This window comes from Nostoc sp. DedQUE07, from assembly GCF_034530975.2.
Classification (GTDB): domain Bacteria; phylum Cyanobacteriota; class Cyanobacteriia; order Cyanobacteriales; family Nostocaceae; genus Nostoc.
Window position 1 is genome coordinate 133629 of the sequence record NZ_JAVRCC020000007.1, and the last position, 22973, is coordinate 156601.

Below are 22973 nucleotides of genomic sequence, written 5' to 3' on the forward strand. Positions count from 1 at the left end.
TACTTAACTTTTAATTTTTAATTTATTCTCCATCAAACCAATTGCGAAGTCAGCTAGTAATGCAATTGCCGCCGCTGGAACTGCACCAGCTAAAATTAACTGATTATTCACTACTGATATGCCGCGAAAAATAAATACTCCTAAACCACCTGCACCAATAGCCGCTGCAATAGTTGCAATACCAATGGCAATAACTGTTGCGACTCGCACTCCTGCTAAAATGACTCCCAGTGCTAAAGGAATCTCAACTTGCAACAATAATTGTCTATCCGTCATTCCCATGCCTCTCCCAGCTTCTCGAATCGCTGGATCTACGCCAGTAATACCTGTGTAAGTGTTACGAATTATCGGCAGCAAGGAATATACAGTCAGGGCAACAATTGCTGGTACTGCACCAATGCCGCCAATTATGGGAACAGGAATGAGTAAACCAAACAGTGCCAAACTGGGAATAGTTTGGAAAATATTTGCTATGCCGAGAATTGGTTGACGAAGAAAGGTTTTACGTGTAATTAAAATACCTAATGGAATGCCTACAATGATGGCAATTCCAATGGCGATGCCTACTAAAAATAGGTGTTCTAGAGTATGCTGAAGAATTTCTGGGGCATACTTAACCAGGAAGAAATTTTTCATAAAGTATCTTGCAGGGAACGCAGACATTGCAGAAAGGCGAGGCTTTCTGGGTGTTGCGATCGCATAAATTCATCTTTCGTCCCCAATACTATCAATTCTCCGCCATACATTAAACCAATTCTCGATGCCAACACAAAGGCTTCTTGAATATCATGGGTGACGAAAACAACTGTTTTACCTAACTCTTGCTGCAAATGCCGAAACTCTTGTTGCAGTTCGAGGCGCGTAATCGGATCGAGTGCGCCAAAGGGTTCATCCATCAACAACACTGGCGGATCTGCTGCTAAAGACCTGGCTACACCAACTCTTTGCCTTTGTCCTCCCGAAAGTTCGTGCGGGTAACGTGTGGCGAATTGTGCTGGTTCTAAGCCTACCAATTGCAACAGTTCATAAACTCGCATTTTAATTTGTTTTGGTTGCCACCCTTCTAAAGATGGGACTAAACCAACATTGCGTTCGACAGTGAAATGGGGAAATAAACCAATTTCTTGAATAACGTAACCAATTTTTCGCCGCAGTTTAATTTCATCCCATTGAGTTGTGGGAATGCCATCAAATAAAACTTCGCCTTGTGTAGGTGTAAATAGGCGATTAATTAACTTCATTGTCGTGGTTTTGCCGCTACCACTGCGCCCAAGTAATACCAGTGCTTCTCCTTGGCGAATAGTGAAATTGAGATTTGACACCAATGGGCGATGATTGCGGCTAAAAGTGACATCGCGGAATTCGATGGCGGTTTGACTATTTTGCGGCATGAGTGACTTTTGGGGGACGCTAGCTATTGTATTATGTGCTGATTTTGCTAGCGTGCTAACGCCCATTTGCTTTTCCTAAAATTAGTCTGAGTGGTTATTTTCTCCAAAGTAGGGATTACCTAAAGCTTTCGGGGGTGTAGATTTTCCCAGCTTACCGACTAATGCCCATAAGTAAGGAAAAAATCACTTTCTCGTTTTTGATAAGCTAAAACACATATTTCTTGCATAGTGAAGGAGTAAGGTTTTTTGACTGCTGACAGTTAACAGTCAAGAGTTAACACTCAACAGCCAACACGACCATATATGATTTAAAAAGTGTGGAACAGCTTAAATAATGTTTAAACAGTGTTGCCATCGCAGAAGTTGAGCTTCTAGTTGTTTCTGTTGCGTAATTTCGGTGTTCGCGCTCAAAATAGATTTTGGTTGACATGATTCACGCAATGTGTTAATAATAATAGTTTGTGGAAACTTTACTTCTTAATTTAAGCTCTTGGCTAACGTCATTGTCATAGGTGCCCAATGGGGCGATGAAGGAAAAGGTAAAATAACTGACTTACTCAGCCGTTCCGCAGATGTTGTGGTGCGTTACCAAGGGGGTGTCAATGCTGGACACACGATTGTAGTTAAAGGTCAGACCTTTAAACTGCATTTGATTCCCTCTGGGATTTTGTATCCAAATACCGATTGCATTATCGGCTGTGGAACAGTGATCGATCCACAGATTTTGATCGCAGAACTCGACCAATTAAAAGAGTTAAATATTTCCACTGACCACCTGCTGATATCTGAAACAGCCCACGTAACCATGCCTTATCATCGATTGATTGACCAGGCATCTGAAGAACGACGGGGAAGCCATAAGATCGGCACAACAGGTCGGGGCATTGGGCCGACTTATGCTGACAAATCTGAACGTACAGGGATTCGGGTTTTAGACTTAATGGACCCGGATGGGCTACGCGAGCAGCTGGAGTGGACGATTAATTATAAAAACGTCATTTTAGAAAAGCTTTACAACTTGCCGCCTCTAGATCCACAAGAGGTAATTGAGCAGTATTTGGGGTATGCAGAACGCTTGCGACCTCACGTTGTTGATACATCGTTGAAAATATCCGATGCAATTTGGCGACGACGCAATATTTTGTTTGAAGGCGCACAAGGTACGCTCCTAGACTTAGATCACGGAACTTATCCTTATGTCACCTCCTCTAACCCAGTGGCGGGTGGGGCTTGCGTTGGTACTGGGGTAGGGCCGACAATGATTGACCGGGTAATTGGGGTGTCAAAAGCCTATACAACCCGTGTCGGAGAGGGGCCATTTCCCACTGAATTAGATGGAGAGTTGGGAGAATTGTTGTGCGATCGCGGTGCGGAATTTGGCACAACCACCGGACGCAAACGGCGCTGTGGCTGGTTTGATGCCGTTATCGGTCGCTATGCCGTGCGGATTAACGGCATGGATTGTATGGCGCTGACCAAACTGGATGTTCTCGATGAATTAGAGGAGATCCAAGTTTGTGTCGCTTATGACATAGATGGCCAACGCAGCGAACACTTCCCCACCAGTTCTCGTCAATTTGCTAGATGTCGCCCCATCTACAAAACCTTACCAGGGTGGAAAGTGTCAACAACTCACTGCCGCACCCTAGAAGACTTGCCACAAGCAGCATTGGATTATCTGAAATTCTTAGCCGAATTGATGGAAGTTCCGATCGCGATCGTCTCATTAGGAGCCAGCCGCGATCAAACCATAATCGTAGAAGACCCCATCCACGGGCCCAAACGCGCTTTATTGCACCCCGACGGTACACCTGCTACCCTACTTAGTGCGTAAATTTAGTCATTAGTCATTAGTCATTGGTCATTAGCAAATGACAAATGACAAAGGACAAAGGACAACTGACAACTGACAAAGGACAACTTTTATGGCTATTACAGTCGAATCTCAAAAACGTCCAGAAGGCAGCAAGCCAAAAGCTTTGCGCCGTGCTGGATTGATACCTGCCAATTTGTATGGTCATAAGGGTACAGAATCCATTTCTTTGACCATTGAAGCTAAAACTGTTGAGCGTTTGCTCAAAAGAGCTTCCGTTAACAACACCTTGATTGAGTTGAATATTGCTGATGCACCTTGGCGCGGTAAAACCTTGCTGCGGGAACTTCAGATCCATCCCGCAAAAGGTACGCCTTACCACCTCAGCTTTTTTGCAGTTGCTGGCCACGGTGACACCACTGTAGAAGTACCGCTGCGTTATGTGGGAACTGCTGTTGGTGTTAAACAAGAAGGTGGTTTTTTAGACACTGTTATCACTGAATTGCAAGTCAGCTGTGCGCCAGAAAACATTCCAGAAATAATTGAAATTGATGTCTCTAACCTGCAAATCGGAGACAGCTTGCGTGTTCACGAGCTAGTCTTGCCTCAAGGCGTCACAGTTCTTGGCGATACGGAGCGAGTTGTAGTTAGCGTCTCGCAGCCGCAAATCAGCGCTGCTGCTGAGGATGAAGCTGAGGCAGGGAGTGAAACAACCTCTGAAGCTACGTAAGTGTGTAATAATTTTTGATGATAGCCAGGGGGAAACTCCTGGTTTTTTTGTATTTGAACCTGCACAAAGAGATGATATCATCTCCGCTAAATTACCCTTAATTCCCTCGGAACCCCACCCCGCCAACGCTACGCTTTGTCTCCCCTCCCCGCTTGCGGGGCTACGGTGTACACACAAGTCTGAAATAGCTGAAAAACCCAAGGTTTTACCCCACCCTAACCCTCCCCTTGTAAAGGGGAGGGAACTAGATTCTCCTGTTTCCCCCCAATACATCGGGGGGATTAAGGGGGGTAATGTGACTTGTGTGTACACCGTAGGGGGAACCGGAATCAAAGTCCCCCAATTTATCGGGGGATTTAGGGGGATCTAGAACGTTTTGTTACCGAGAAGAAAACTTTTCAAACATCCTCTAACGCACTTAATTACGAATTACTTTAACGTGCATCACCAATCAAGACAAATGGCGACCAATAATAAGGATGGTCTTTAATTAGCTTCAACTTAGCTTTTTGCAAAGCTTCTCCTTTGGTCATACCTTGCTTGAGGTTTTGATAAAATTGAACCATCAATTGCTGAGTCGCTTCATCATCAACCGCCCATAAACTTGCCATCACAGCTTTAGCACCAGCACGCTCAAATATATAAGCAACTCCTGCAAGTCCTGTGCTAGCATCATTCAAATTAGTGTCTACAGCAGTTTGACAGGCACTAAGAGTAATCAGTTGTGTGCCTTGTAACCCTAAAAGAGCAGCATTGGCAATGTCTAAGGGTTTGTCAGCAAATAGTAATGTATTATTTTTTAACTTGACTTTTTTGCAATCTTCAGTTTTGAAACAGCCATGAGTTGCTAAATGCAAAAAGTCAAAGCGCAATGCTTGGGATCTAAACTTTTCTAGGGTAGCTTCTTTGTGGATATAAACTTCACTGTCTGGCAGTATTTCCTTAATACTTCTGACTTCTGCCTCTGCACCTGGGAGATTTTGTGGGTCACTGGGTACTGGATTACCAAATGCTAAAACAGCTTGTAGTTTGGGGGGTACGGCATTTTGCACGCCTGGAGATTTTAGGGAATTATTGGAAATGCGAGTGAGATAGTTGACAGGATATTTCTCGATTAGAAATTGGTTGGTTTTACTGTCGGAAAGAGTTTCAAAAGGTAGATGGCGCAGTTGACCAGTAGCGATAATACTTAGTTCTTTGGGGGATAAAGCTTTAATTTTGTCTTCTATAGGACGAATAAGAATATCATAAAGTTTGCCGCCAGTTTCACGGTAGTTAGAATTACTTTCATCTTGTATTTCTTTCAAGTATTGGGTGAGAAGTTTATTAAATTCAGTGGGGTCAATAGATTTTTTTATAACGCTCAATTCGCCTTTTGTGAAGATAAAAATTGCGACATTATTAGGCATATCTTTGACATTAGTCAGCAAGACAGGTTGAACTACAACCGTTCCTGCGGGGATGGAGTATGTCAGGTTTTTAATATCTGCGGGTGTAGTTTCAAATAGTTCTGCCACTTCAGGAAAATGGCGAGAGATATTTTCGGCTTCTGAGTAAACTTGTGCTTCTAATTGCCGAATTTGTTGAGTTAATGCTTCAGAAAACTTTTCTTGCAGTTGTTGTCGCAGGGATTCTAATTGTTGATTTTGTTTACTCCAGTTATCAAGGGCTTTCTGTGCTTCTGGGTTGGCAACTTTGGCATTAATCAGGCGAGTATAATCAGCAAGGTCGGCTGTAGTGAATAGGTTAACCCATTCAAAGGCTTGAGCGTATTTTTTTTGATTAATCAGGACATCGACTAAAGCAGTTGCACTTCCATCATTTTCTTGTAAAAACTTTTGGCGATTTTCTCGTTGTAAACCCCGGCGCATTTCTAAGCTGATTTTGAGAGATTGCTCTAAATTAGTAATAGCTTCAGTTGGTCGATTTGTATTTTGGAAGAGTACACCAATATTACCCAAGGTGACAGCTTCACCAGAGCGATCGCCCACAGCACGCCTAAGGGGCAGAGCTTGGTTATAAAAATCGAGTGCTTTTTGCTTTTCTCCTAAAGCGTTGTGGACTGCACCGATGTTATTGAGTGTAGTCGCAACACCAGAGCGATCGCCCACACTACGCAAAAGGGGCAGAGCTTGGTTGTAAAAATCGAGTGCTTTTTGCTTTTCTCCTAAAGCGTTGTGGACTGCACCGATGTTATTGAGTGTGCGAGCCTCACCAGTACGATTGCCCACAGCACGACTAAGGGGCAGAGCTTGGTTGTAAAAATCGAGTGCTTTTTGCTTTTCTCCTAAAGCGTTGTGGACTGCACCGATGTCATTGAGTGTACGAGCTTCACCAGAGCGATCGCCCACAGCCCGTCTTAGGGGCAGAGCTTGGTTGTAAAAATCGAGTGCTTTTTGCTTTTCTCCTAAAGTGTTGTAGACTGCACCGATGTTACTGAGAGTGACAGCTTCACCAAAGCGATTGCCTACAGCACGAATAAGGAGCAAAGCTTGGTTGTAAAAATTGAGTGCTTTTTGCTTTTCTCCTAAAGCGTCGTAGACTAAACCGATGTTATTGAGCGTGCGAGCCTCACCAGTACGATCGCCTACAGCACTAATAAGGAGCAAAGCTTGGTTGTAAAAATTGAGTGCTTTTTGCTTTTCTCCTAAAGCGTCGTAGACTAGACCGATGTTATTGAGTGTAGTCGCAACACCTGTGCGATCGCCCACAGCACGGAAAAGGGGCAGAGCTTGGTTGTAGAAATCGAGTGCTTTTTGCTTTTCTCCTAAATCGTTGTAGACTTTACCGATGTTATTGAGTGTAGCCGCAATACCTGTGCGATCGCCCACAGCACGCAAAAGGGGCAGAGCTTGGTTGTAAAATTCGAGTGCTTTTTGCTTTTCTCCTAAAGCGTCGTAGTTAAACCCAAGCCCTACCAGTGCAGTTGCTTCAAATTTTTGGTCTTTGAGTTCTCGTGCAATGATTAAAGCTTGCTGTAATATTTGGATTGCCTGTTGGTGTTCCTGTTGCTGTGTCAGATTTGCCCCTTGCTCTAGCAATCTTTCTGCTTCTTGCGATCGCGAGTTTTGAGTCTGTCCCCAGGTGGGTTGAGCCATTAGCATCACTGTTAAAGGCGTTAGATAAAAGCCCACAGCCAAAAAACTGGTGAGAATTTTTTTCATAGAATAGCGCAGAGGTAGCTGTTTTTAATTGCGTGTTAGCAGAAGTTGTCGTTAGCAACATCAAAAGTATTTGGTCAAGTCTGGGATTGCTACCTTACAGGAACGCTAAGAGCAAGCAAAGCGATCGCAAGAACAAAAATACCTTCACTTTGCGTAAGTCCTATAAAGGTTGAAACATTTATTGCCGACATCGGAGCATTTGTTATAAACGTTGGGACATTTCTTGCAAATGTTTAAGCATTTGTTGGAAATGTTTGAACGCTTGTTGCAAACGTTTGAATATTTGTTGCAACTACTTGAACATTTGTTAGAGATGTTTGAATACTTGTTACAACTACTTGAACATTTGTTAGAGATGTTTGAATACTTGTTACAACTACTTGAACATTTGTTGCAAGCATTTGAATAGTTGTTGCAACTGCTTGAACATTTGTTGCCAGCACCAAAGCATTTGCAATAAATGTTCAAACATTTGTTGCTAGCATCGAAGTTTTTGTTATCAACATCAGCAAAAGCCTAAATTAGGGATTTACGTTGAGTAGACACAAATATGCTATAGAAGCGTACAGCTAAAATAATTCACGAATCAATAAGGGTTTGCCAGAATGTTAATCGTTCTTTGTTGCGAATTGAACTGGATTTCATTCACCACATATTGCCGATTTCTAGCCACAGACTGAATACCTAGCAACTGTGCTGTGGAAACTACAGGTGGTTTAAGTTTCACCACCGCTTGACCCTGAGTAGGATTTTTTACGGTAAAAGTATTTAGGGGTATACCATTCCAAGTTACAAGCTGACCTGTGGGACGATCTCGCTCACCCCGGATAATTTGCCGCCCATTGCTTCTGTAAGCTAACGCCCCATTCTTGAAGACTACTTTTTGAATTTTGCTCAGGGGAATTGTGGCAGTTTTGCCACTACGCTGAATTGATAGTGCTTCTGTCTGTGCATCAATTCCGATTACTCGACCACTGTTTGACCCACCTGCTTTTAGGATGACTTCTGCTAACTCTGGTAAGGCCACTGGAAGTTCTAATTCATCTGCGTTGACTGGTGTCTGTGCTAAGAAGAAATTTTCCGTTGTGACATCCTTGCTAATTACAGCTTGGATGTTCCCTGCTAGTGCTGCTGCCATTACTAAGATTGCCACAACCGATCTCTGGAAAAAAGCTTTCATGGCTTTAACAGTATATTTGACTAGATTTAACTTTCTCATTAAACTTCAGAGGCGTATATTAAATTTCCGTAAAATCACAAAAACAAACTGATTATTTACCTGTAACAGTTTGTAGTTGTGCAATATAGACCTAACCCCCAACCCCTTCCCTACTAGCGTTAGGCAGGGTGGTTTCATACGAAAAAAGAAAAATATTAAGTCTTGATTTCTCGTTTAGTGTCCAGGCTTTTTCCCTCACTTCTATTCCTCTCCCCCACGGCTACCGTGTATACACAAGTCCTTCTCACCCCCTCTAACTCCCCGATGCCTTGGGGGAGAACCGGGAACCGGATATTTCCCCCAAGGCATCGGGCTACAGTGTACACACAAGTCTGAAATAGCTTACTCATCTGGGTTTTTGCGTCACTTTTACCCCACCCTAACCCTCCCCTTGCAAAGGGGAGGGAACCGGATCTTTAATCTCCCCCCTTTGCAAGGGGGGATTAAGGGGGGTAAATCCGAGGTTTGCGCTTCATTACCAAGATGTGTGTACACAGAAGCCCCCACGGGGGGAGAGGCTTTGAAACCCAGTTTTAGTTTTTCTCTGCTTGTATGAAACCACCCCGCTTCCCTACTAGCGTTGGGAAGTAAAATTCAAAGCCTCTCTCCTCTTAGGAGAGAGGTTTGGAGAGAGGTCAGAGTGTATTTGCACACAAATGAGAAACGCTATATTGTTTCTCTCATCTCCCCTATTTTTCGTATGACCCAAACCCCGAACCAGGAAACCAATATTTTAGGTAAATTCACGAGTGTACTTGGCTTACTGGGTGCGGCGCTTTTCTTTGCAGGCTGGATTTACCGTTGGTCATATTTCTACTTTTTTCAGCTAGAAGTCAATACCCTCGACTTACCCGCACAGTCTTTTTTGATAGTTCCCCTGCAAATATTTCTCGGAGATGGCTGGACAATCTGCAAAAGTGCGATCGCTTTTTTTGTCGCTGCGATCGCTATTCAGGCAACATTATGGTTAATTAAGATCGTTAGTGAGACAGTAGTCTCTGCAAGCCAACTACTATTGAGTCGCATTATCTCTGCAACCCAACACAAACGCTCATGGACAGCTAAACGGCTAAAATCTCTGGCTGAATTTAGTTCTGGACAACTGCGCTCAGTGGAATTTCTGCGATCGCTAGTCAATGAGATAGTCATAGTATCCTGGGTATTAATTGTGATATTTTGGTTAGCTCGTTGGCAAGGCATCGCAGATGCACGACGAGACGCTGGTCAAAACTCCACCTTACCTGTTGTAGCTTTAATTACACCTGAAGAAAAGTTTGCTGTGGGACGCAAACTTGATGATATATTTGCAGATCCATCTTTGAAAGGTTATCGCATTATTGGCGATCGCGGTCTATTCGACGACTTGCGAGGCAGAGAAGATAATGACATCAGCAATCCACAGCAGCCGCGAGTCTGGCGCTTACTCCTAGAACGTGGCGGCTGGATTTATTTGTTTCGAGCATTACCCTCAAACGCAAAATCTGGCGAGATTCCATCTGTGTTGGCTATTCAAGAAAGTGAGAAGGGACATATCATCATTCGCAGTCCAGAAGCTTCTAAAACGAGTTCTCCTTGATATGCTGATATTTTGCACCATTCTCAATTGACCAATGACCAATGACTAATGACAGTCTTCACAGAAAATAGCGCATTAGCTTATCAACACTCAATTGGTAAACTGTGTAATAATTTTTGATGATAGCCAGGAGGAAACTCCTGGTTTTTTTGTATTTGAACCCGTAGAGCAAAGAGATGACAGAAGCGACTCTTCCAGCTTTTATCGAGCAAATGTTGCAGGCGGGATTTTATCCCCATAAGGTAACAGAACCTATTCAACTAGTTCAAACCCACGCTTCTTATGTGCTGTTAACTGGGGATTACGTCTATAAACTGAAAAAACCTGTGAATTTTGGCTTTTTGGATTTTTCTACCTTAGATAAGCGGCAGCATTTTTGTCAGGAAGAGTTACGGTTAAATCAACGCGGTGCTGGTGAATTATATTTAGAAGTTTTGCCCATAACTTTAGTAGGGGAGCAATACCAGTTAGGGGGAACGAGCGAGGCTGTAGAATATGCGCTGAAGATGCGTCAGTTTCCTCAAGAGTCGCTACTAAGTATCCTTTTTGAAGAAGGTAAGTTAAATGAGACACTTCTAAATGAGTTGGGACGAGTGGTTGCTCAATATCATGCCCAAGCACAGACGAATGATTACATTCGCACTTTTGGCGAAGTGCCAAATATCCGGGCTGCCTTTGATGAGAATTATCAGCAAACTGAGAAGTATATTGGTGGCCCCCAGACTCAGGCGCAATTTACAGAAACAAAGCAATATACAGATAAATTTTTTGCCGAACGTCCAGAATTATTTGCTAGCAGAATTCACAACGGTTATATTCGTGAATGTCATGGGGATTTACACCTGAGAAATATTGCCCAGTGGCACGATAAAATCTTGTTGTTCGATTGCATTGAATTTAATGAATCGTTTCGCTTTGTCGATGTGATGTACGATGTGGCGTTCACTGTGATGGATTTGGAAGCTGGCCAGCGTCAAGACTTGGGTAATGCGTTTTTGAATGTTTATATAGAGCAAACTGGAGACTGGGAAGGCTTACAGGTGTTGCCTTTATATTTAAGCCGTCAGGCTTATGTCCGGGCGAAGGTGACATCATTTTTACTAGACGATCCGAGTGTACCCGCAACGGTGAAGGAAGAAGCGACAAAAACCGCCACTGATTATTACAAACAAGCTTGGGAATACACTAAACCCAAGCAGGGACAACTAATTTTGATGTCGGGGTTGTCGGGTTCTGGTAAAAGTACCACAGCAAGACATTTAGCTCGTCAACAGGGAGCGATTCACCTGCGTTCGGATGCAGTGCGGAAGCATTTAGGGGGAATTCCGTTGTGGGAACGGGGTGGCGATGATTTGTATACACCGGAGATGACCGAGAAAACTTACACACGGCTGCTGGAATTGGGAATTATTCTGGCTAAACAAGGTTTTTCGGTAATTTTAGATGCCAAGTATGATAAACAGCAGTTACGCCAAGAAGCGATCGCCCAAGCTACAAAACATCAACTTCCCCTTCAGATTATCCAATGCACAGCACCACTTGAAGTTCTAAAAGAGCGTTTGAACAATCGCACTGGTGATATTGCTGACGCCACCGCCGATTTATTAGCCTCACAAATCAAACAAGCTGAACCTTTCACTGAAGAGGAACAACCTTATGTAAAGATTTGGGATACAACTCAACCACAACAGGCACAATTAAAATAATTTGTAATTCGTAATTCGTAATTCGTAATTGAATCGAAAATTAGGAATTACGTTAGAGTCAGACGCTTTTACGTCGCTAAGGCTTTGCTATCGAGCGTCATTAGTAATTTGTTAAATAAGTTATTTATTTTATGGCAGACAAAAAGAACGACTTATTCAGTATTTCTCCCAGCTTCTTTTCTCAACTATTATTTGGGGCATTTTTAACATTTATATTAATAATGACCGGCTCCGCACCAGCCCTAAGCATCTTCTTAGGAATCATGGGCGGTTTCATCTTAAGCTGGATCGCTAATGTAACTGATAATAGCCCCCAAGCACCAAATGTAGCCTCCTCTGATGGTGTTGATGCAGGACTGAAATACTGGTTATTTTTCATGCTGGGTTTTGTATATTTAGGCTATCCAGCACCTATGAGTATCTTGCTCGGTGGATTAGGTGCTTTAGGTGGAGGCTGGATTACTGCTTGGTGGGGAAGTAAGGAAGAAACTAGAACTCAGTTGCAAGTTGAAGAATCAGAAGAGGTTGAAGTTGAACCAACGAATGAAAGGATCAACAAACGGCAAATCAGAAGAGCCGGTCGCCGTTACCGTCGCACTCCTGGAAGTAGTTTCAATTACAAGTTTTGGGAAAGGTAATAATTTGGGGATTGGGGATTGGGGATTGGGGATTGGGGATTGGGGATTGGGGATTGGGGATTGGGCATTGGGCATCGATCGATAATCAATAGTTTTTCTTCATCACTTCCTCATCTCCTATTCCCCATGCCCTATTCCCCATGCCCCATGCCCTAATAATATGTTTTTATATCTATCCAAATTACTGCCACTATTTTTTTATCCACTAGGATTAGCCTGTGTAAGCTTGGTAGTAGCATTAGTGACTTTGTGGAAACGACCCCGGACTGCGGCGATCGCAATTGCTTTTTCCCTAATTTTATTGCTATTTTCTAGCAATGCTTGGATCGCTAAATCATTAGTGCGATCGCTAGAATGGCAAAATCTTCCACCCGCCCAAATACCTAATGCAGAAGCAATTGTGGTTTTAGGTGGCGCAACTAAATCAGCTTTTCCTCCAAGACCTACTGTCGATTTAAGTGAATCAGGCGATCGCGTCATCTACGCCGCACAACTTTATCGCCAGAAAAAAGCGCCTATAATCATTCTGAGCGGCGGTCGCATTGATTGGCGTGGAAGTGGTTCGCCAGAGTCGGCAGATATGGCAACAATACTTACATCTATTGGTATTCCATCTGAGGCGATCGTCCAAGAACCGGACTCTCTCAATACTTATCAAAATGCTGTAAATGTCCAAAAAATTTTGTCATCTCGTGGCATTCGTCAGGTATTATTAGTAACTTCGGCAATGCATATGCCGCGATCGCTTCAGATTTTCCAGCGTCAAGGAATCAATGCTATTCCTGCACCTACTGACTTTCTAGTTAGTGAGGGTGAGTTGCAAGAACTCGGTAGTACTCCCAAAGCCGCCATACTAAATTTATTACCTGATACTGATAACTTACACCAATTTACCATCGCTTTAAAAGAGTATATTGGTTCTTTAGTTTATCGCTTACGCGGTTGGCTTTAATTAAAGTTAGGAGTTAGGAGAGACGCGATTAATCGCGTCTGTACAGGAATTATGAGTTATTAATTAAGAAGTGCGGTAATTATCTCAATTCAAAACAGACGCGATCGCGTCTCTACGACTCTTAATTTTATGTCAAAAAATTTACCTTATATTATTCCAGTTGCTCAACCTCAAGTTGAAGAAGCTTTTGCCTCTTACCAAACAACCCATGAGTTTTACCATGAAGTTCGGTCGCGATCGGAGTTTCAGCGTTATTGTGATTGGTATTATACAACAGCAGAACAAAACCGCCAAGAACTTAAAAGAATGCGCGGCGAACTGAATATTTTCCAGTGGTTTCGCCGCCGATAAGTGATTTAGATGACTTCTAATTCGTTTTCACGTAAATGGGCTTTAAACTTTTTACTAAACTGGACTACAATCGGTAGATTAGCGCTTACTGGTCTGTCTCGCCATTGGGTGGCAATAGCTGTAACTTCGCCTTCTGTACCTTTGATGTCAAAAGGCTGATTCCGATGTTCAGGATGATGATACACCACTACCGAATCTTTAACGCGGACGCGATCGCCAACTTTCATAACAACATTTACACCTAGCATTTTCTTTTCCACAAGTATCTGCTACAAAATATATGATTAAATCGCTTAGAATTTGATTTAATCAGCTATTTCTTGACGCTTCATCGGGGTGCAACGGCTTAACCCTCTGCGTCCAGGCACGTCTTAGCAATCCGCGCGTACTTTTTTCAGTTTTTTGCCACGTTAATAAGTATCGCCTATAGCCTTTCTCTTTAACCCAAAAGCAGGGAAATGAAAGAAAATCAGGCGATATCGGATGTGCTTAGTACTTTGACAAGATATCCAACCCTTTTATCTTGACGCTAGGATGTTCCCCAGGTCAACTCTCTCACGAATGTTTCGTCTATGGCAGATGCTTGGTGATTGCGATCGCTCCTTTGTATGCTGTAGAATTTGACCTCTCTCCTCTTAGGAGAGAGGCTTTGAATCTTACTCCCCAACGCTAGTAGGGAAGGGGTTGGGGGTTAGGTCTTTATTCGACTCAATACCGAAGCATTATAGAGTCTAACCAAAATTTACTTGCTTGCTTAAAAAATCGCGGAAGTTGGAATGATAAAGACTGTAGTGGATTTCTCCATCAATTTCCTGGAGTGTTAAAAACTCACGCCAATTTTCTAGAACTTCTTCGACATCGTATTCATCAGCATCAATTGTACTAGCAATGCTTTCTGCTGATACAACTGATGAAACTTGCGCTAATTTCTTCAGTACAGGTGATTTTAATTCCCTCTCAAGACTTGGCGAGTTGGGGGGAATCATCTTGTGCAAATGCTGCTGATAATACGCTTCTAAAGCAGGGGGGAGTTGTCCCGTTACGATCGCTTCTCTCAAATATCGATATTGGATCTTGTGGGGGAATAACGCGGTATTCTTCGTCTGCATTAGACGTATTCAAACAAAAAACGGTAGAGCAATTAATACTCTACCGTTTTTTAATTTGGGATCTAATCTAAAAAATCCCAAACCCTAAATCTTACTCAACGCCTTGGGGTAACAATTCCCGACGCTGTTGAGAACTAACTTGCACAACGCCATTTTCATCCACATCAACAAGGGCTGTATCGCCATCCTTGATACGACCAGACAGAATTTCTTCTGCTAGGCTATCTTCTAACAGGCGCATAATTGCCCGACGTAATGGCCTTGCGCCGTAGCTGGGACTGTAACCTTCTTGGATCAACCGATCCTTGAAGCGATCGCTAACTTCTAAGGTGATACCCTTTTCAGTGAGACGACCAAATACTTCCTTGAGCATAATTTCGGCGATTTGGGTCACTTCTGGCTTGCTCAACTGACGGAAGACGATAATTTCATCGAGTCGGTTGAGGAACTCTGGACGGAAGTACTGCTTGAGTTCTTCGTTGACCAAAGAGCGAATCCGGTTGTAAGTTGACTCGCTGGCATCTTCGGAGAATTCAAACCCGATACCGCTACCGCCTTTTTCAATTACCTTAGAACCAATATTGGAAGTTAAAATCAGCAAGGTGTTTTTAAAGTCCACCGTGCGACCTTTGGCATCAGTTAACCGACCGTCTTCCAAAATTTGCAGCAGCATGTTGAATACATCGGGGTGCGCTTTTTCGATTTCGTCGAACAACACCACGGTGTAAGGACGCCGCCGCACGGCCTCGGTCAGCTGACCACCTTCGTTATAACCAACATAACCAGGAGGGGAACCAATCAGCTTGCTGACGGTGTGACGCTCCATGTATTCGGACATATCTAAGCGGATCATCGCTTCTTCGGAACCGAAGAAGTAAGCAGCTAAGGATTTCGCCAACTCGGTTTTACCTACACCAGTAGGCCCAGAGAAGACAAAGCTAGCTATGGGTCGATTGGGATTCTTCAAGCCAACACGAGCGCGACGAATTGCTCGTGAAACTGCTTTGACAGCTTCATCCTGACCGATTAAACGCTGATGCAAGGTATCTTCCATGTGCAACAGCTTTTCAGATTCAGATTCGGTGAGTTTGTTCACCGGTACTCCAGTCCAGGAAGCGACAATGTGAGCAATGTCTTCTTCTGTAACTACAGGTTCTTCATGTTCTGTGCCAGTTGCATTGGTCTTGCTTTGAGCGATCGCCCGGATTTCGGCTTTGATTTCCATTTCGCGATCGCGCAATTCTCCAGCTTTATCGAAGTCTTGAGAGCGCACTGCATCATCTTTTTCTTTTAATATCTGACGCAGTTCTTTGTCTAACTCTTTGGCTGCGGGTGGCAGTTGGGAGTTAATCAAGCGCACCCTAGAACCAGCTTCATCAACTAAGTCGATGGCTTTATCTGGGAGGTAGCGATCGCTAATGTAACGGTCTGACAATTTCGCCGCCGCTACCAATGCTTCGTCGGAGATTTTCAGTTTGTGGTGTTGCTCGTAGCGTTCGCGCAAACCATATAAAATTTCAATTGTTTCATCAACTGTAGGTTCGCCAACCATTACTGGTTGGAAACGTCGCTCTAGCGCTGCATCTCGCTCGATGTGCTTCCGGTATTCATCCAAGGTTGTAGCACCGATGCACTGCAACTCACCTCTGGCCAAAGCTGGCTTGAGGATATTTGCTGCGTCTATAGCACCTTCTGCTGCACCCGCACCAATTAAGGTGTGTACCTCATCAATCACGAGAATGACATTACCCGCCGAGCGGATTTCATCCATGATTTTTTTCAAGCGTTCTTCAAATTCACCTCGATACTTGGTTCCTGCTACGAGCAAACCAATATCTAAGGTGACGACGCGTTTATCTTCGAGGATGTCAGGGACATCTTTGGTGGCAATGCGTGAAGCTAAACCTTCAGCGATCGCAGTCTTACCAACCCCTGGTTCCCCAATCAGCACTGGGTTATTTTTGGTTCGGCGACCCAATATCTGGATCACTCGCTCAATTTCCTTGGCGCGTCCTACCACCGGATCGAGCTTATTGTCTATTGCCATTTGGGTCAGGTTTGAACCAAATTCATCCAGAGTCGGGGTTTTTGTGCGCCCGGATGAACCGCCTGGTGAAACTTCGGCAGTTTCTCCCAACATCCGAATAACTTGGGTTCTTACCTTAGATAGATCCACACCGAGGTTTTCTAGCACCCTGGCTGCGACGCCTTCCCCTTCGCGGATTAGGCCCAACAGCAGATGCTCGGTGCCAATGTAGTTATGCCCCAGTTGGCGTGCTTCTTCCAAGGAAAGTTCTAAAACTCGCTTCGCCCGTGGCGTAAACGGAATTTCCACGGCAACAAAGCCCGATCCCCGTCCTATAATTTTTTCAACTTCAATTCGGGCATCTTTGAGATTGACGCCCATTGATTTCAGCACCTTAGCAGCCACTCCAGTGCCTTCGCCAATCAGACCCAGGAGGATCTGCTCGGTTCCGACAAAGTTGTGACCTAAACGGCGGGCCTCTTCTTGGGCCAGCATGATTACCTTAATGGCTTTTTCTGTGAAGCGCTCAAACATGGCTTTATCCCATCATCTGCGGTCGTGCCGGTATGCTGATTTTAGCACAGGCAAAGCTTTTGGATGCCTGTATAACAGATTATAGACATCCTGAACCTATGACTTGGGTTGATGGGCTAATTGTTAACTATTGACTACTTCTATCTTGCTAGTGTACTGAGGAGCTTTAGTTTACCAGCGTTTTTGGGATTTATTGGGATTTATTACAAATAGTTGACCGTTTAGATTAAGGGTTTTTTGACTCAATCCCAAACATTTATATTTAACATATGTATTTTTTAATATCAAGCAAAAATAATTAATATACGATTTATTTATATAATTTATTTTTTAGATAAAATATTTAAATAAAAATAGGTGCGACAAAGTTACATTTTTTTGCTGAAGCCGATCGCAAGCCCTAATAATCCAAAATTACTCATACCCAACTAAATAGGTAGGCAGAAATAAAGCTAACTATATAACAAAATGTAAAACCTTCAAAACCCATGTAATTGCTTCACTTTTCTTTGCTCCGTAGCCAACGGGAACGCCAGGGGCGAACGCAATAATATAGTTATAAATCTTCTCGCGGACTTACTTAAAAAGCAAATGCCAAGAGGATTTTTCGAGGCGATCGCTGACAATGGAATACCATTGGTCTAAAGTTGCTTTAAATTTGCGGTGTTGTAAATCTGGGAGCCAAAGGATTAAAGCATCCTCATCGTTATCTTGGTAGTAACGCCGCCGCCGCCCAGCTGTTTTGAAGCCAAATTTTTGATATAAAGATATTGCCGCCAAATTGGAAGCTCGGACTTCGAGGGTAGCTCGCTCCATTTTGCGATCGCAAGCTGTCTTAATGAGTGAATATAATAAAGCCGCACCCAAACCTTGACGGTGATATTGAGGATGAACCGCCAAAATTGTAATGTGCGCTTCATCTAAAATTGACCAAAAGCAACCCATTCCTAGCAAACTTGTGCTGGAGGAGGAAGAAAATAAACCGAGTAAATCGCTGTTGGGACTATCCAATTCTCGTTTGTAGCCCTCCAGAGTCCAAAGTCCGCCAAAACAGGCTCGATCGAGTTCCAGGATAGCACTGAGATTTTCTAATGTCAGTAATTTAATTTCTAAGTCTAATGCGATCACATTTATTGAATAACGTTACAAACCCTTTGTAAACTGGGAATCGGGAGACGAACTCAAAGCCCGTAATTTGAACAAGGAAAACTTTTATAGTTATGGTATCGACTCACCCCACTGGGGTTCAACATTCTGGAAGTCAATATTTACCTCAAAGACACGACACCAGTGCAAATCCTTCGCCTAATCAAGAACTTTTACCCTTGACTGCCAGAGTTCATCATCATGACCTCTTGGAAATTGGTGGGTGTGATGTCACAACCCTAGTTGAGCAGTTTGGTTCACCTTTATATATTTTAGATGAAGAAACCCTGCGTTCGGCTTGTCAGCAATACCGAGATGCTTTCAAGCAATATTACAAGGGCGAATCTCAAGTATTGTACGCCTCAAAAGCTTGGAATTGTTTAGCTGTTTGTGCGATCGCCGCATCTGAAGGACTGGGAATTGATGTAGTTTCCGGAGGCGAACTTTACACCGCCCTACAAGCGGGTGTTAGTCCCAATAAAATCTACCTTCATGGAAATAATAAATCTCGTGAAGAATTAATTTTAGCGATCGAGTCTGATGTCACCATTGTGGCGGATAATTGGTATGAGTTGCGTACCCTTGTCGAAATAGCCCAACCTGCTCAACCAATCCGCATCATGCTACGGTTAACTCCCGGTATTGAGTGCCACACTCACGAATATATTCGCACGGGACACTTAGATAGCAAATTCGGTTTTGATCCCAACGATTTAGATGAGGTGTTTGGTTTTGTCAGTCAACAACCTATCCTTAATTGCGTAGGGGTACACGCTCATATTGGTTCCCAAATTTTTGAGCGCCAACCACATCAAGATTTGGCCGCCGTTATGGTGCAATGGCTGCGAGATGCTGCTAAGTTTGGTTTAAATATTACAGAGTTAAATGTTGGTGGCGGTTTAGGGATTAAATATATAGAATCAGACGATCCCCCTAGCATTGAAGAGTGGGTGAAGGCAATTTGTGAAGTAATTCAAGCAGCTTGTGCGGCCGAAAATCTGCCTTTGCCGAAATTACTTAGCGAGCCGGGGCGATCGCTAATTGCCACAGCTTGCGTCACTGCTTATACTATTGGTTCATCCAAAGTTATCCCAGAAATTCGTACCTATGTAGCGATCGATGGGGGAATGTCTGATAATCCCCGACCGATTACTTACCAATCAGTTTATCGGGCAGTAGTTGCCAATAAAATGTCTTCACCTTTAACCCAAACAGTCACAATTGCTGGTAAACATTGTGAATCAGGAGATATTCTGATTAAAAATGCTCTACTCCCAAAGACTGAACCAGGGGATATTCTCGTAGTTATGGGAACTGGTGCGTACAATTACAGTATGGCATCTAACTACAACCGCTTGCCTCGACCGGCAGCTGTCGTAGTGGCAAATGGCGAAGCAAATTTAATTTTGCAACGTGAAACTTATGAAGATTTAATTCGACAAGATCGCCTACCAGAAAGACTAAAGAAATAGTCATTTGTCCTTGGTCATTAGTCATTGGTCATTTGCAAATGACCAAGGACAAATGACAAAGGACAAATAACAAATGACCAACTGTAAATTAGAGGCAAAAGTTTAATCCAGATGTCATGAGAGATTGGTGGAAGCAATGGCTGACAAACCTGGGGTGGTCACAGTCCTTGCTACTTGGGACTCTGGATATTGTGTTAGTGCTGGCGCTGACGTACATGATACTAGTTATTATTAGTGAGCGCCGGACACTATGGATGGTGCGGGGATTCATTATCTTAATGCTAGCCTCAGCACTCAGTGGCAGATTCGGACTACCTCTGCTAAGTTTTGTACTAGAAAAGTTGGTGATTGGTTGTGCTGTGGCGATGGCAGTTGCTCTACAGTCAGAGTTTCGGCGGTTTTTGGAGCAATTGGGGCGTGGCGAATTCCGCCAGCTGTTTCAACCCGACCGTCTGGCAATCCCCAAATCTGATAGCGTAATTGATGAAATTGTTGAGGCTGTTAAAGAATTGTCAAAAAACCGCATTGGAGCTTTACTAATTGTGGAAACCACAGGGCCAATTGATGAGCGAGATTTTTCTGTGCCAGGAGTAAAGCTAAATGCGGAAGTTTCTAAAGAACTAATCCAGACAATTTTTCAGCCGAAAACTTTGTTACACGATGGAGCGACATTGATTCGTGGCTCACGGATTGTGTCATCAGGTATAATTTTACCACTTTCGGGACGCACAGCCTCGCGCCAGCTGGGAACACGCCACCGGGCAGCAATGGGAATTACTGAGCGGGTCGAAAATTGCATTTGTGTCGTTGTCTCTGAAGAAACGGGTTCTATTTCCTTAGCGGAACGGGGAACCCTAAATAGACCGCTGACGAATAGGAAACTGAAAGAGTCATTAGAGGCTGTTTTGTCTCCAACCGTGGATAGGGAAGCTGTTGCTCCTGGTCTGTTGAGTTTTGTTCGTCGGATAGGTGGGAAGACACTAGCACTGGTTTCACGTTTACTCAGATTACCATCGACCGCTTCTCGAGATAAAAAATGACACTACAACAAACTAAACTGCAAGATTTACCTACCGATTTAAAACGAGAATTATTGCCGCAGCACGTTGCGGTGATTATGGATGGTAATGGTCGATGGGCTAAACGTCAGGGTCTACCCCGAATTATGGGTCATAAGCGAGGAGTAGATGCTCTCAAGGATTTACTTCGCTGTTGTCAGGATTGGGGAATTCAGGCGTTGACAGCTTATGCTTTTTCAACAGAGAACTGGAAAAGACCGCAGGAAGAAGTAGATTTTTTGATGACTCTATTTCAAAGAGTTTTGCGCCAAGAACTGCGGGAAATGGTCGAAGAAAATGTTCAAATTAAGTTTGTAGGAAATTTGCAAGACCTGCCACGATCGCTTCAACAAGAAATTTCCCGTTCAATGGAAGAAACTAAGAATAATCGCGGTATCCGGTTTTCCGTGGCAACTAATTATGGTGGACGGCAAGAAATTTTACAAGCTTGTCAGGCGATCGCTAAGCTTGTCCAGCAAGGTGTGCTACAACCCAATGAAATTAATGAACAGGTGTTTGAGAGCCACTTGTACACAGCCGGAATTACTGACCCAGATTTGTTAATTCGCACCAGTGGAGAAATCCGCCTCTCAAATTTTCTTCTCTGGCAAATGGCTTATGGAGAAATTTATATTACCGATGCTCTCTGGCCCGATTTTGACCGTGCCGAATTTCATCGTGCCCTGTGTGCCTACCAGCAACGGGAGCGGCGATTTGGGAAAGTCTAAATCTGTTTACGCAATTAGACTCAGTAGGTCGGCGTAAAAATTTGTCGTTGGCATCAGGCAGGAGGAAAAAGGGTTTTAGTCTAGTTTATCTTTCTTCACATAGTTTGGTTTTCTTGTGCCAACTTATTTATATAGCAAGGGACTGGGGACTGGGGATTGGGTGAAAAGTCTTGTTGTGTCTAAGTTTTATCATCTGTTAATGTCCTAACCACGAAGGCTTGTGCTATACAACCAATACCTAATTGGGATAAAAAAGTAATTAAATAAAATCAACTATTTTTCGGTCGTCGCAGTTTCTTGGAATTCATTGGGCCGAGAATTTGATTCAGGCTACGCAATTGCTCTGCTGTACCCATACCAATTAGTCTGTCTCCCGACATTAAAATCGTATCGCCAGTGGGGCCACCGATTAAAGTTCCATCAACACGGTGAATTGCCAGAACCAATGCTCCAGTTTGCGATCGCAATCTCGCCTTTTGCAAACTTTGACCCACAACAGGACAGAAAGCTGCATCGAGTAAAAATTCTTCCATATATAACTGGCGGTCTGCACCAGTCAAAATCCCATCTACAAAATCCAATACTTGGGGCCTGAGAGCCGCAGCAGCCATCCGCTTTCCACCAGTAATATAGGGGGATATCACTTCATCTGCACCACCGCGTCGTAACTTCTGCAAAGCTTCTTCTGTACTTGCCCGTGCGATCACCCGAATTCCTGAATTCAGCGTTTTTGCTGACAAGACGATGTATAAATTTTCAGCATCAGAGGGAAGGGCTGCAACGATACACATCGCTCGTTCAATACCAACTTTTAGGAGTGTGTCATCTAATGTAGCGTCACCTTGGTATGCTGTGTAACCTTCAGTCTGTGCCCTTTGTATTGATTCTGTCTCCGAATCAATTACTACAAAAGCTACACCTTCTGTCCGAAATTCCTTGGCAATTTGCCGACCAGTCCGGCTAAATCCACAGATGATGTAGTGTTCTGTTAAGGATTCCATTAACCGCCTCTGTTGTTGTAGCCGAATTCCTTCTTGAAAGTACCCTTGAATAATCGCTTCTGTAAATCTATTGACAATGTAACCGATATTGACTACACCTAACAAAATCAGGGCAATTGTAAACAATCGTCCTCGACTACCGAGTGGTTGCGTCTCTCCGTATCCCACAGTCGCCAAAGTGATAACTGTCATGTAAGCTGCATCTTCCCATGACCAGCCCTCCACTAACCAGTACCACAAAGTGCCAATCAAGAAAACACCACCAAGAGCGATCGCCCCAGCCATCAACTCTTTTTGGATACGTTGATATTTTTGCTCAAGTGTTGAGAATGAGGTAAAAATAGTATTTTTAGCCTACT

The 22973-nt window shown here is 43.5% G+C and carries 20 protein-coding genes; 10 read left to right on the forward strand and 10 right to left on the reverse strand.

Going from position 1 to position 22973, the window contains the following annotated elements:
• Positions 1-3: 3 nt before the first annotated feature.
• Both RMZ95_RS08230 and RMZ95_RS08235 read right to left on the reverse strand, forming a co-directional pair.
• The gene (locus tag RMZ95_RS08230; protein WP_322671588.1) at positions 4-636 is read right to left on the reverse strand and encodes an ABC transporter permease; all 633 of its coding nucleotides are present in this window, start codon (positions 634-636) and stop codon (positions 4-6) included.
• A complete protein-coding gene (locus RMZ95_RS08235; protein WP_322671704.1) occupies positions 633-1391 on the reverse strand; it encodes an ATP-binding cassette domain-containing protein in 759 nt (252 codons plus the stop codon). Before RMZ95_RS08235 ends, RMZ95_RS08230 begins: the two co-directional genes overlap by 4 nt.
• 490 nt (positions 1392-1881) lie before the next feature.
• Between RMZ95_RS08235 and RMZ95_RS08240 the strand changes: the two genes are divergently transcribed.
• Both RMZ95_RS08240 and RMZ95_RS08245 read left to right on the forward strand, forming a co-directional pair.
• Positions 1882-3225, forward strand: coding sequence for an adenylosuccinate synthase (locus RMZ95_RS08240; protein ID WP_322671587.1), 1344 nt, complete (start codon positions 1882-1884; stop codon positions 3223-3225).
• Positions 3226-3316: 91 nt separating this feature from the next.
• Positions 3317-3934 carry a 50S ribosomal protein L25/general stress protein Ctc gene (locus tag RMZ95_RS08245; RefSeq protein WP_322686221.1) on the forward strand — a complete coding sequence of 206 codons (618 nt, stop codon included), beginning with the start codon at positions 3317-3319 and terminating at the stop codon, positions 3932-3934.
• 434 nt (positions 3935-4368) lie between these two features.
• Here the strand turns inward: RMZ95_RS08245 and RMZ95_RS08250 are convergent, their stop codons facing one another.
• From RMZ95_RS08250 to RMZ95_RS08260, 3 genes are all read right to left on the reverse strand, one after another.
• Complete coding sequence (locus tag RMZ95_RS08250; RefSeq protein ID WP_409882193.1) at positions 4369-7098, reverse strand: CHAT domain-containing protein; 2730 nt, start codon at positions 7096-7098, stop codon at positions 4369-4371.
• 233 nt (positions 7099-7331) lie between these two features.
• Positions 7332-7541 carry a hypothetical protein gene (locus RMZ95_RS08255; RefSeq protein ID WP_409882194.1) on the reverse strand — a complete coding sequence of 70 codons (210 nt, stop codon included), beginning with the start codon at positions 7539-7541 and terminating at the stop codon, positions 7332-7334.
• Between the two features lie 143 nt (positions 7542-7684).
• Positions 7685-8251: a hypothetical protein gene (locus RMZ95_RS08260; protein WP_322686224.1), complete on the reverse strand. Its 567-nt coding sequence runs from the start codon at positions 8249-8251 to the stop codon at positions 7685-7687.
• A 766-nt stretch (positions 8252-9017) separates the two neighbouring features.
• On the opposite strand from RMZ95_RS08260, the gene RMZ95_RS08265 reads away from it, so the two are divergent.
• The 5 genes from RMZ95_RS08265 (at position 9018) to RMZ95_RS08285 (ending at position 13540) form a co-directional block, all read left to right on the forward strand.
• The gene (locus RMZ95_RS08265; RefSeq protein WP_322671582.1) at positions 9018-9893 is read left to right on the forward strand and encodes a hypothetical protein; all 876 of its coding nucleotides are present in this window, start codon (positions 9018-9020) and stop codon (positions 9891-9893) included.
• A gap of 176 nt (positions 9894-10069) precedes the next feature.
• On the forward strand, positions 10070-11599 hold the full coding sequence (locus RMZ95_RS08270; protein ID WP_322685254.1) for an AAA family ATPase: 1530 nt from the start codon (positions 10070-10072) through the stop codon (positions 11597-11599).
• A 131-nt stretch (positions 11600-11730) separates the two neighbouring features.
• Positions 11731-12237 (forward strand): hypothetical protein, encoded by a 507-nt coding sequence (locus tag RMZ95_RS08275; RefSeq protein ID WP_322671580.1) that lies wholly within the window; start codon positions 11731-11733, stop codon positions 12235-12237.
• A 160-nt stretch (positions 12238-12397) separates the two neighbouring features.
• A complete protein-coding gene (locus RMZ95_RS08280) occupies positions 12398-13189 on the forward strand; it encodes a YdcF family protein (RefSeq protein WP_322685253.1) in 792 nt (263 codons plus the stop codon).
• A 129-nt stretch (positions 13190-13318) separates the two neighbouring features.
• Positions 13319-13540 (forward strand): hypothetical protein, encoded by a 222-nt coding sequence (locus RMZ95_RS08285; protein ID WP_322671578.1) that lies wholly within the window; start codon positions 13319-13321, stop codon positions 13538-13540.
• Positions 13541-13545: 5 nt separating this feature from the next.
• Here the strand turns inward: RMZ95_RS08285 and RMZ95_RS08290 are convergent, their stop codons facing one another.
• From RMZ95_RS08290 to rimI, 4 genes are all read right to left on the reverse strand, one after another.
• The gene (locus tag RMZ95_RS08290; protein WP_409882227.1) at positions 13546-13767 is read right to left on the reverse strand and encodes a ferredoxin-thioredoxin reductase variable chain; all 222 of its coding nucleotides are present in this window, start codon (positions 13765-13767) and stop codon (positions 13546-13548) included.
• A 504-nt stretch (positions 13768-14271) separates the two neighbouring features.
• On the reverse strand, positions 14272-14649 hold the full coding sequence (locus RMZ95_RS08295) for a hypothetical protein (RefSeq protein ID WP_322685252.1): 378 nt from the start codon (positions 14647-14649) through the stop codon (positions 14272-14274).
• A gap of 91 nt (positions 14650-14740) precedes the next feature.
• Positions 14741-17209: an ATP-dependent Clp protease ATP-binding subunit gene (locus RMZ95_RS08300; RefSeq protein ID WP_322648268.1), complete on the reverse strand. Its 2469-nt coding sequence runs from the start codon at positions 17207-17209 to the stop codon at positions 14741-14743.
• 576 nt (positions 17210-17785) lie between these two features.
• The gene (gene rimI, locus RMZ95_RS08305; protein ID WP_322671575.1) at positions 17786-18337 is read right to left on the reverse strand and encodes a ribosomal protein S18-alanine N-acetyltransferase; all 552 of its coding nucleotides are present in this window, start codon (positions 18335-18337) and stop codon (positions 17786-17788) included.
• A gap of 92 nt (positions 18338-18429) precedes the next feature.
• On the opposite strand from rimI, the gene lysA reads away from it, so the two are divergent.
• The 3 genes from lysA to RMZ95_RS08320 all read left to right on the forward strand — a co-directional run bounded on the left by lysA (position 18430) and on the right by RMZ95_RS08320 (position 21613).
• Positions 18430-19827 carry a diaminopimelate decarboxylase gene (gene lysA / locus RMZ95_RS08310; RefSeq protein ID WP_322671574.1) on the forward strand — a complete coding sequence of 466 codons (1398 nt, stop codon included), beginning with the start codon at positions 18430-18432 and terminating at the stop codon, positions 19825-19827.
• Positions 19828-19943: 116 nt separating this feature from the next.
• Positions 19944-20867, forward strand: a complete 924-nt coding sequence (cdaA, locus tag RMZ95_RS08315) for a diadenylate cyclase CdaA (RefSeq protein ID WP_322671573.1) — start codon at positions 19944-19946, stop codon at positions 20865-20867.
• Positions 20864-21613 carry an isoprenyl transferase gene (locus tag RMZ95_RS08320; protein WP_322671572.1) on the forward strand — a complete coding sequence of 250 codons (750 nt, stop codon included), beginning with the start codon at positions 20864-20866 and terminating at the stop codon, positions 21611-21613. The genes cdaA and RMZ95_RS08320 overlap by 4 nt, the downstream gene beginning before the upstream one ends.
• Positions 21614-21882: 269 nt before the next feature.
• Here RMZ95_RS08320 and RMZ95_RS08325 read toward each other — a convergent pair whose 3' ends face one another.
• Entirely contained in the window at positions 21883-22899 is a 1017-nt protein-coding gene (locus RMZ95_RS08325) for a potassium channel family protein (protein ID WP_322685251.1), read from the reverse strand.
• Between the last annotated feature and the right edge of the window lie 74 nt (positions 22900-22973).

Excerpts from the sequence above, each read along its gene's own strand:
- RMZ95_RS08230 (WP_322671588.1), bottom strand. The coding sequence starts at position 636 with ATGAAAAATTTCTTCCTGGTTAAGTATGCCCCAGAAATTCTTCAGCAT.
- RMZ95_RS08235 (WP_322671704.1), bottom strand. The coding sequence starts at position 1,391 with ATGCCGCAAAATAGTCAAACCGCCATCGAATTCCGCGATGTCACTTTT.
- RMZ95_RS08245 (WP_322686221.1), top strand. The coding sequence starts at position 3,317 with ATGGCTATTACAGTCGAATCTCAAAAACGTCCAGAAGGCAGCAAGCCA.
- RMZ95_RS08250 (WP_409882193.1), bottom strand. The coding sequence starts at position 7,098 with ATGAAAAAAATTCTCACCAGTTTTTTGGCTGTGGGCTTTTATCTAACG.
- RMZ95_RS08265 (WP_322671582.1), top strand. The coding sequence starts at position 9,018 with ATGACCCAAACCCCGAACCAGGAAACCAATATTTTAGGTAAATTCACG.
- RMZ95_RS08270 (WP_322685254.1), top strand. The coding sequence starts at position 10,070 with ATGACAGAAGCGACTCTTCCAGCTTTTATCGAGCAAATGTTGCAGGCG.
- RMZ95_RS08275 (WP_322671580.1), top strand. The coding sequence starts at position 11,731 with ATGGCAGACAAAAAGAACGACTTATTCAGTATTTCTCCCAGCTTCTTT.
- RMZ95_RS08280 (WP_322685253.1), top strand. The coding sequence starts at position 12,398 with ATGTTTTTATATCTATCCAAATTACTGCCACTATTTTTTTATCCACTA.
- RMZ95_RS08285 (WP_322671578.1), top strand. The coding sequence starts at position 13,319 with ATGTCAAAAAATTTACCTTATATTATTCCAGTTGCTCAACCTCAAGTT.
- RMZ95_RS08290 (WP_409882227.1), bottom strand. The coding sequence starts at position 13,767 with ATGAAAGTTGGCGATCGCGTCCGCGTTAAAGATTCGGTAGTGGTGTAT.
- RMZ95_RS08295 (WP_322685252.1), bottom strand. The coding sequence starts at position 14,649 with ATGCAGACGAAGAATACCGCGTTATTCCCCCACAAGATCCAATATCGA.
- RMZ95_RS08300 (WP_322648268.1), bottom strand. The coding sequence starts at position 17,209 with ATGTTTGAGCGCTTCACAGAAAAAGCCATTAAGGTAATCATGCTGGCC.
- lysA (WP_322671574.1), top strand. The coding sequence starts at position 18,430 with ATGGTATCGACTCACCCCACTGGGGTTCAACATTCTGGAAGTCAATAT.
- cdaA (WP_322671573.1), top strand. The coding sequence starts at position 19,944 with ATGAGAGATTGGTGGAAGCAATGGCTGACAAACCTGGGGTGGTCACAG.
- RMZ95_RS08320 (WP_322671572.1), top strand. The coding sequence starts at position 20,864 with ATGACACTACAACAAACTAAACTGCAAGATTTACCTACCGATTTAAAA.
- RMZ95_RS08325 (WP_322685251.1), bottom strand. The coding sequence starts at position 22,899 with ATGGCTGGGGCGATCGCTCTTGGTGGTGTTTTCTTGATTGGCACTTTG.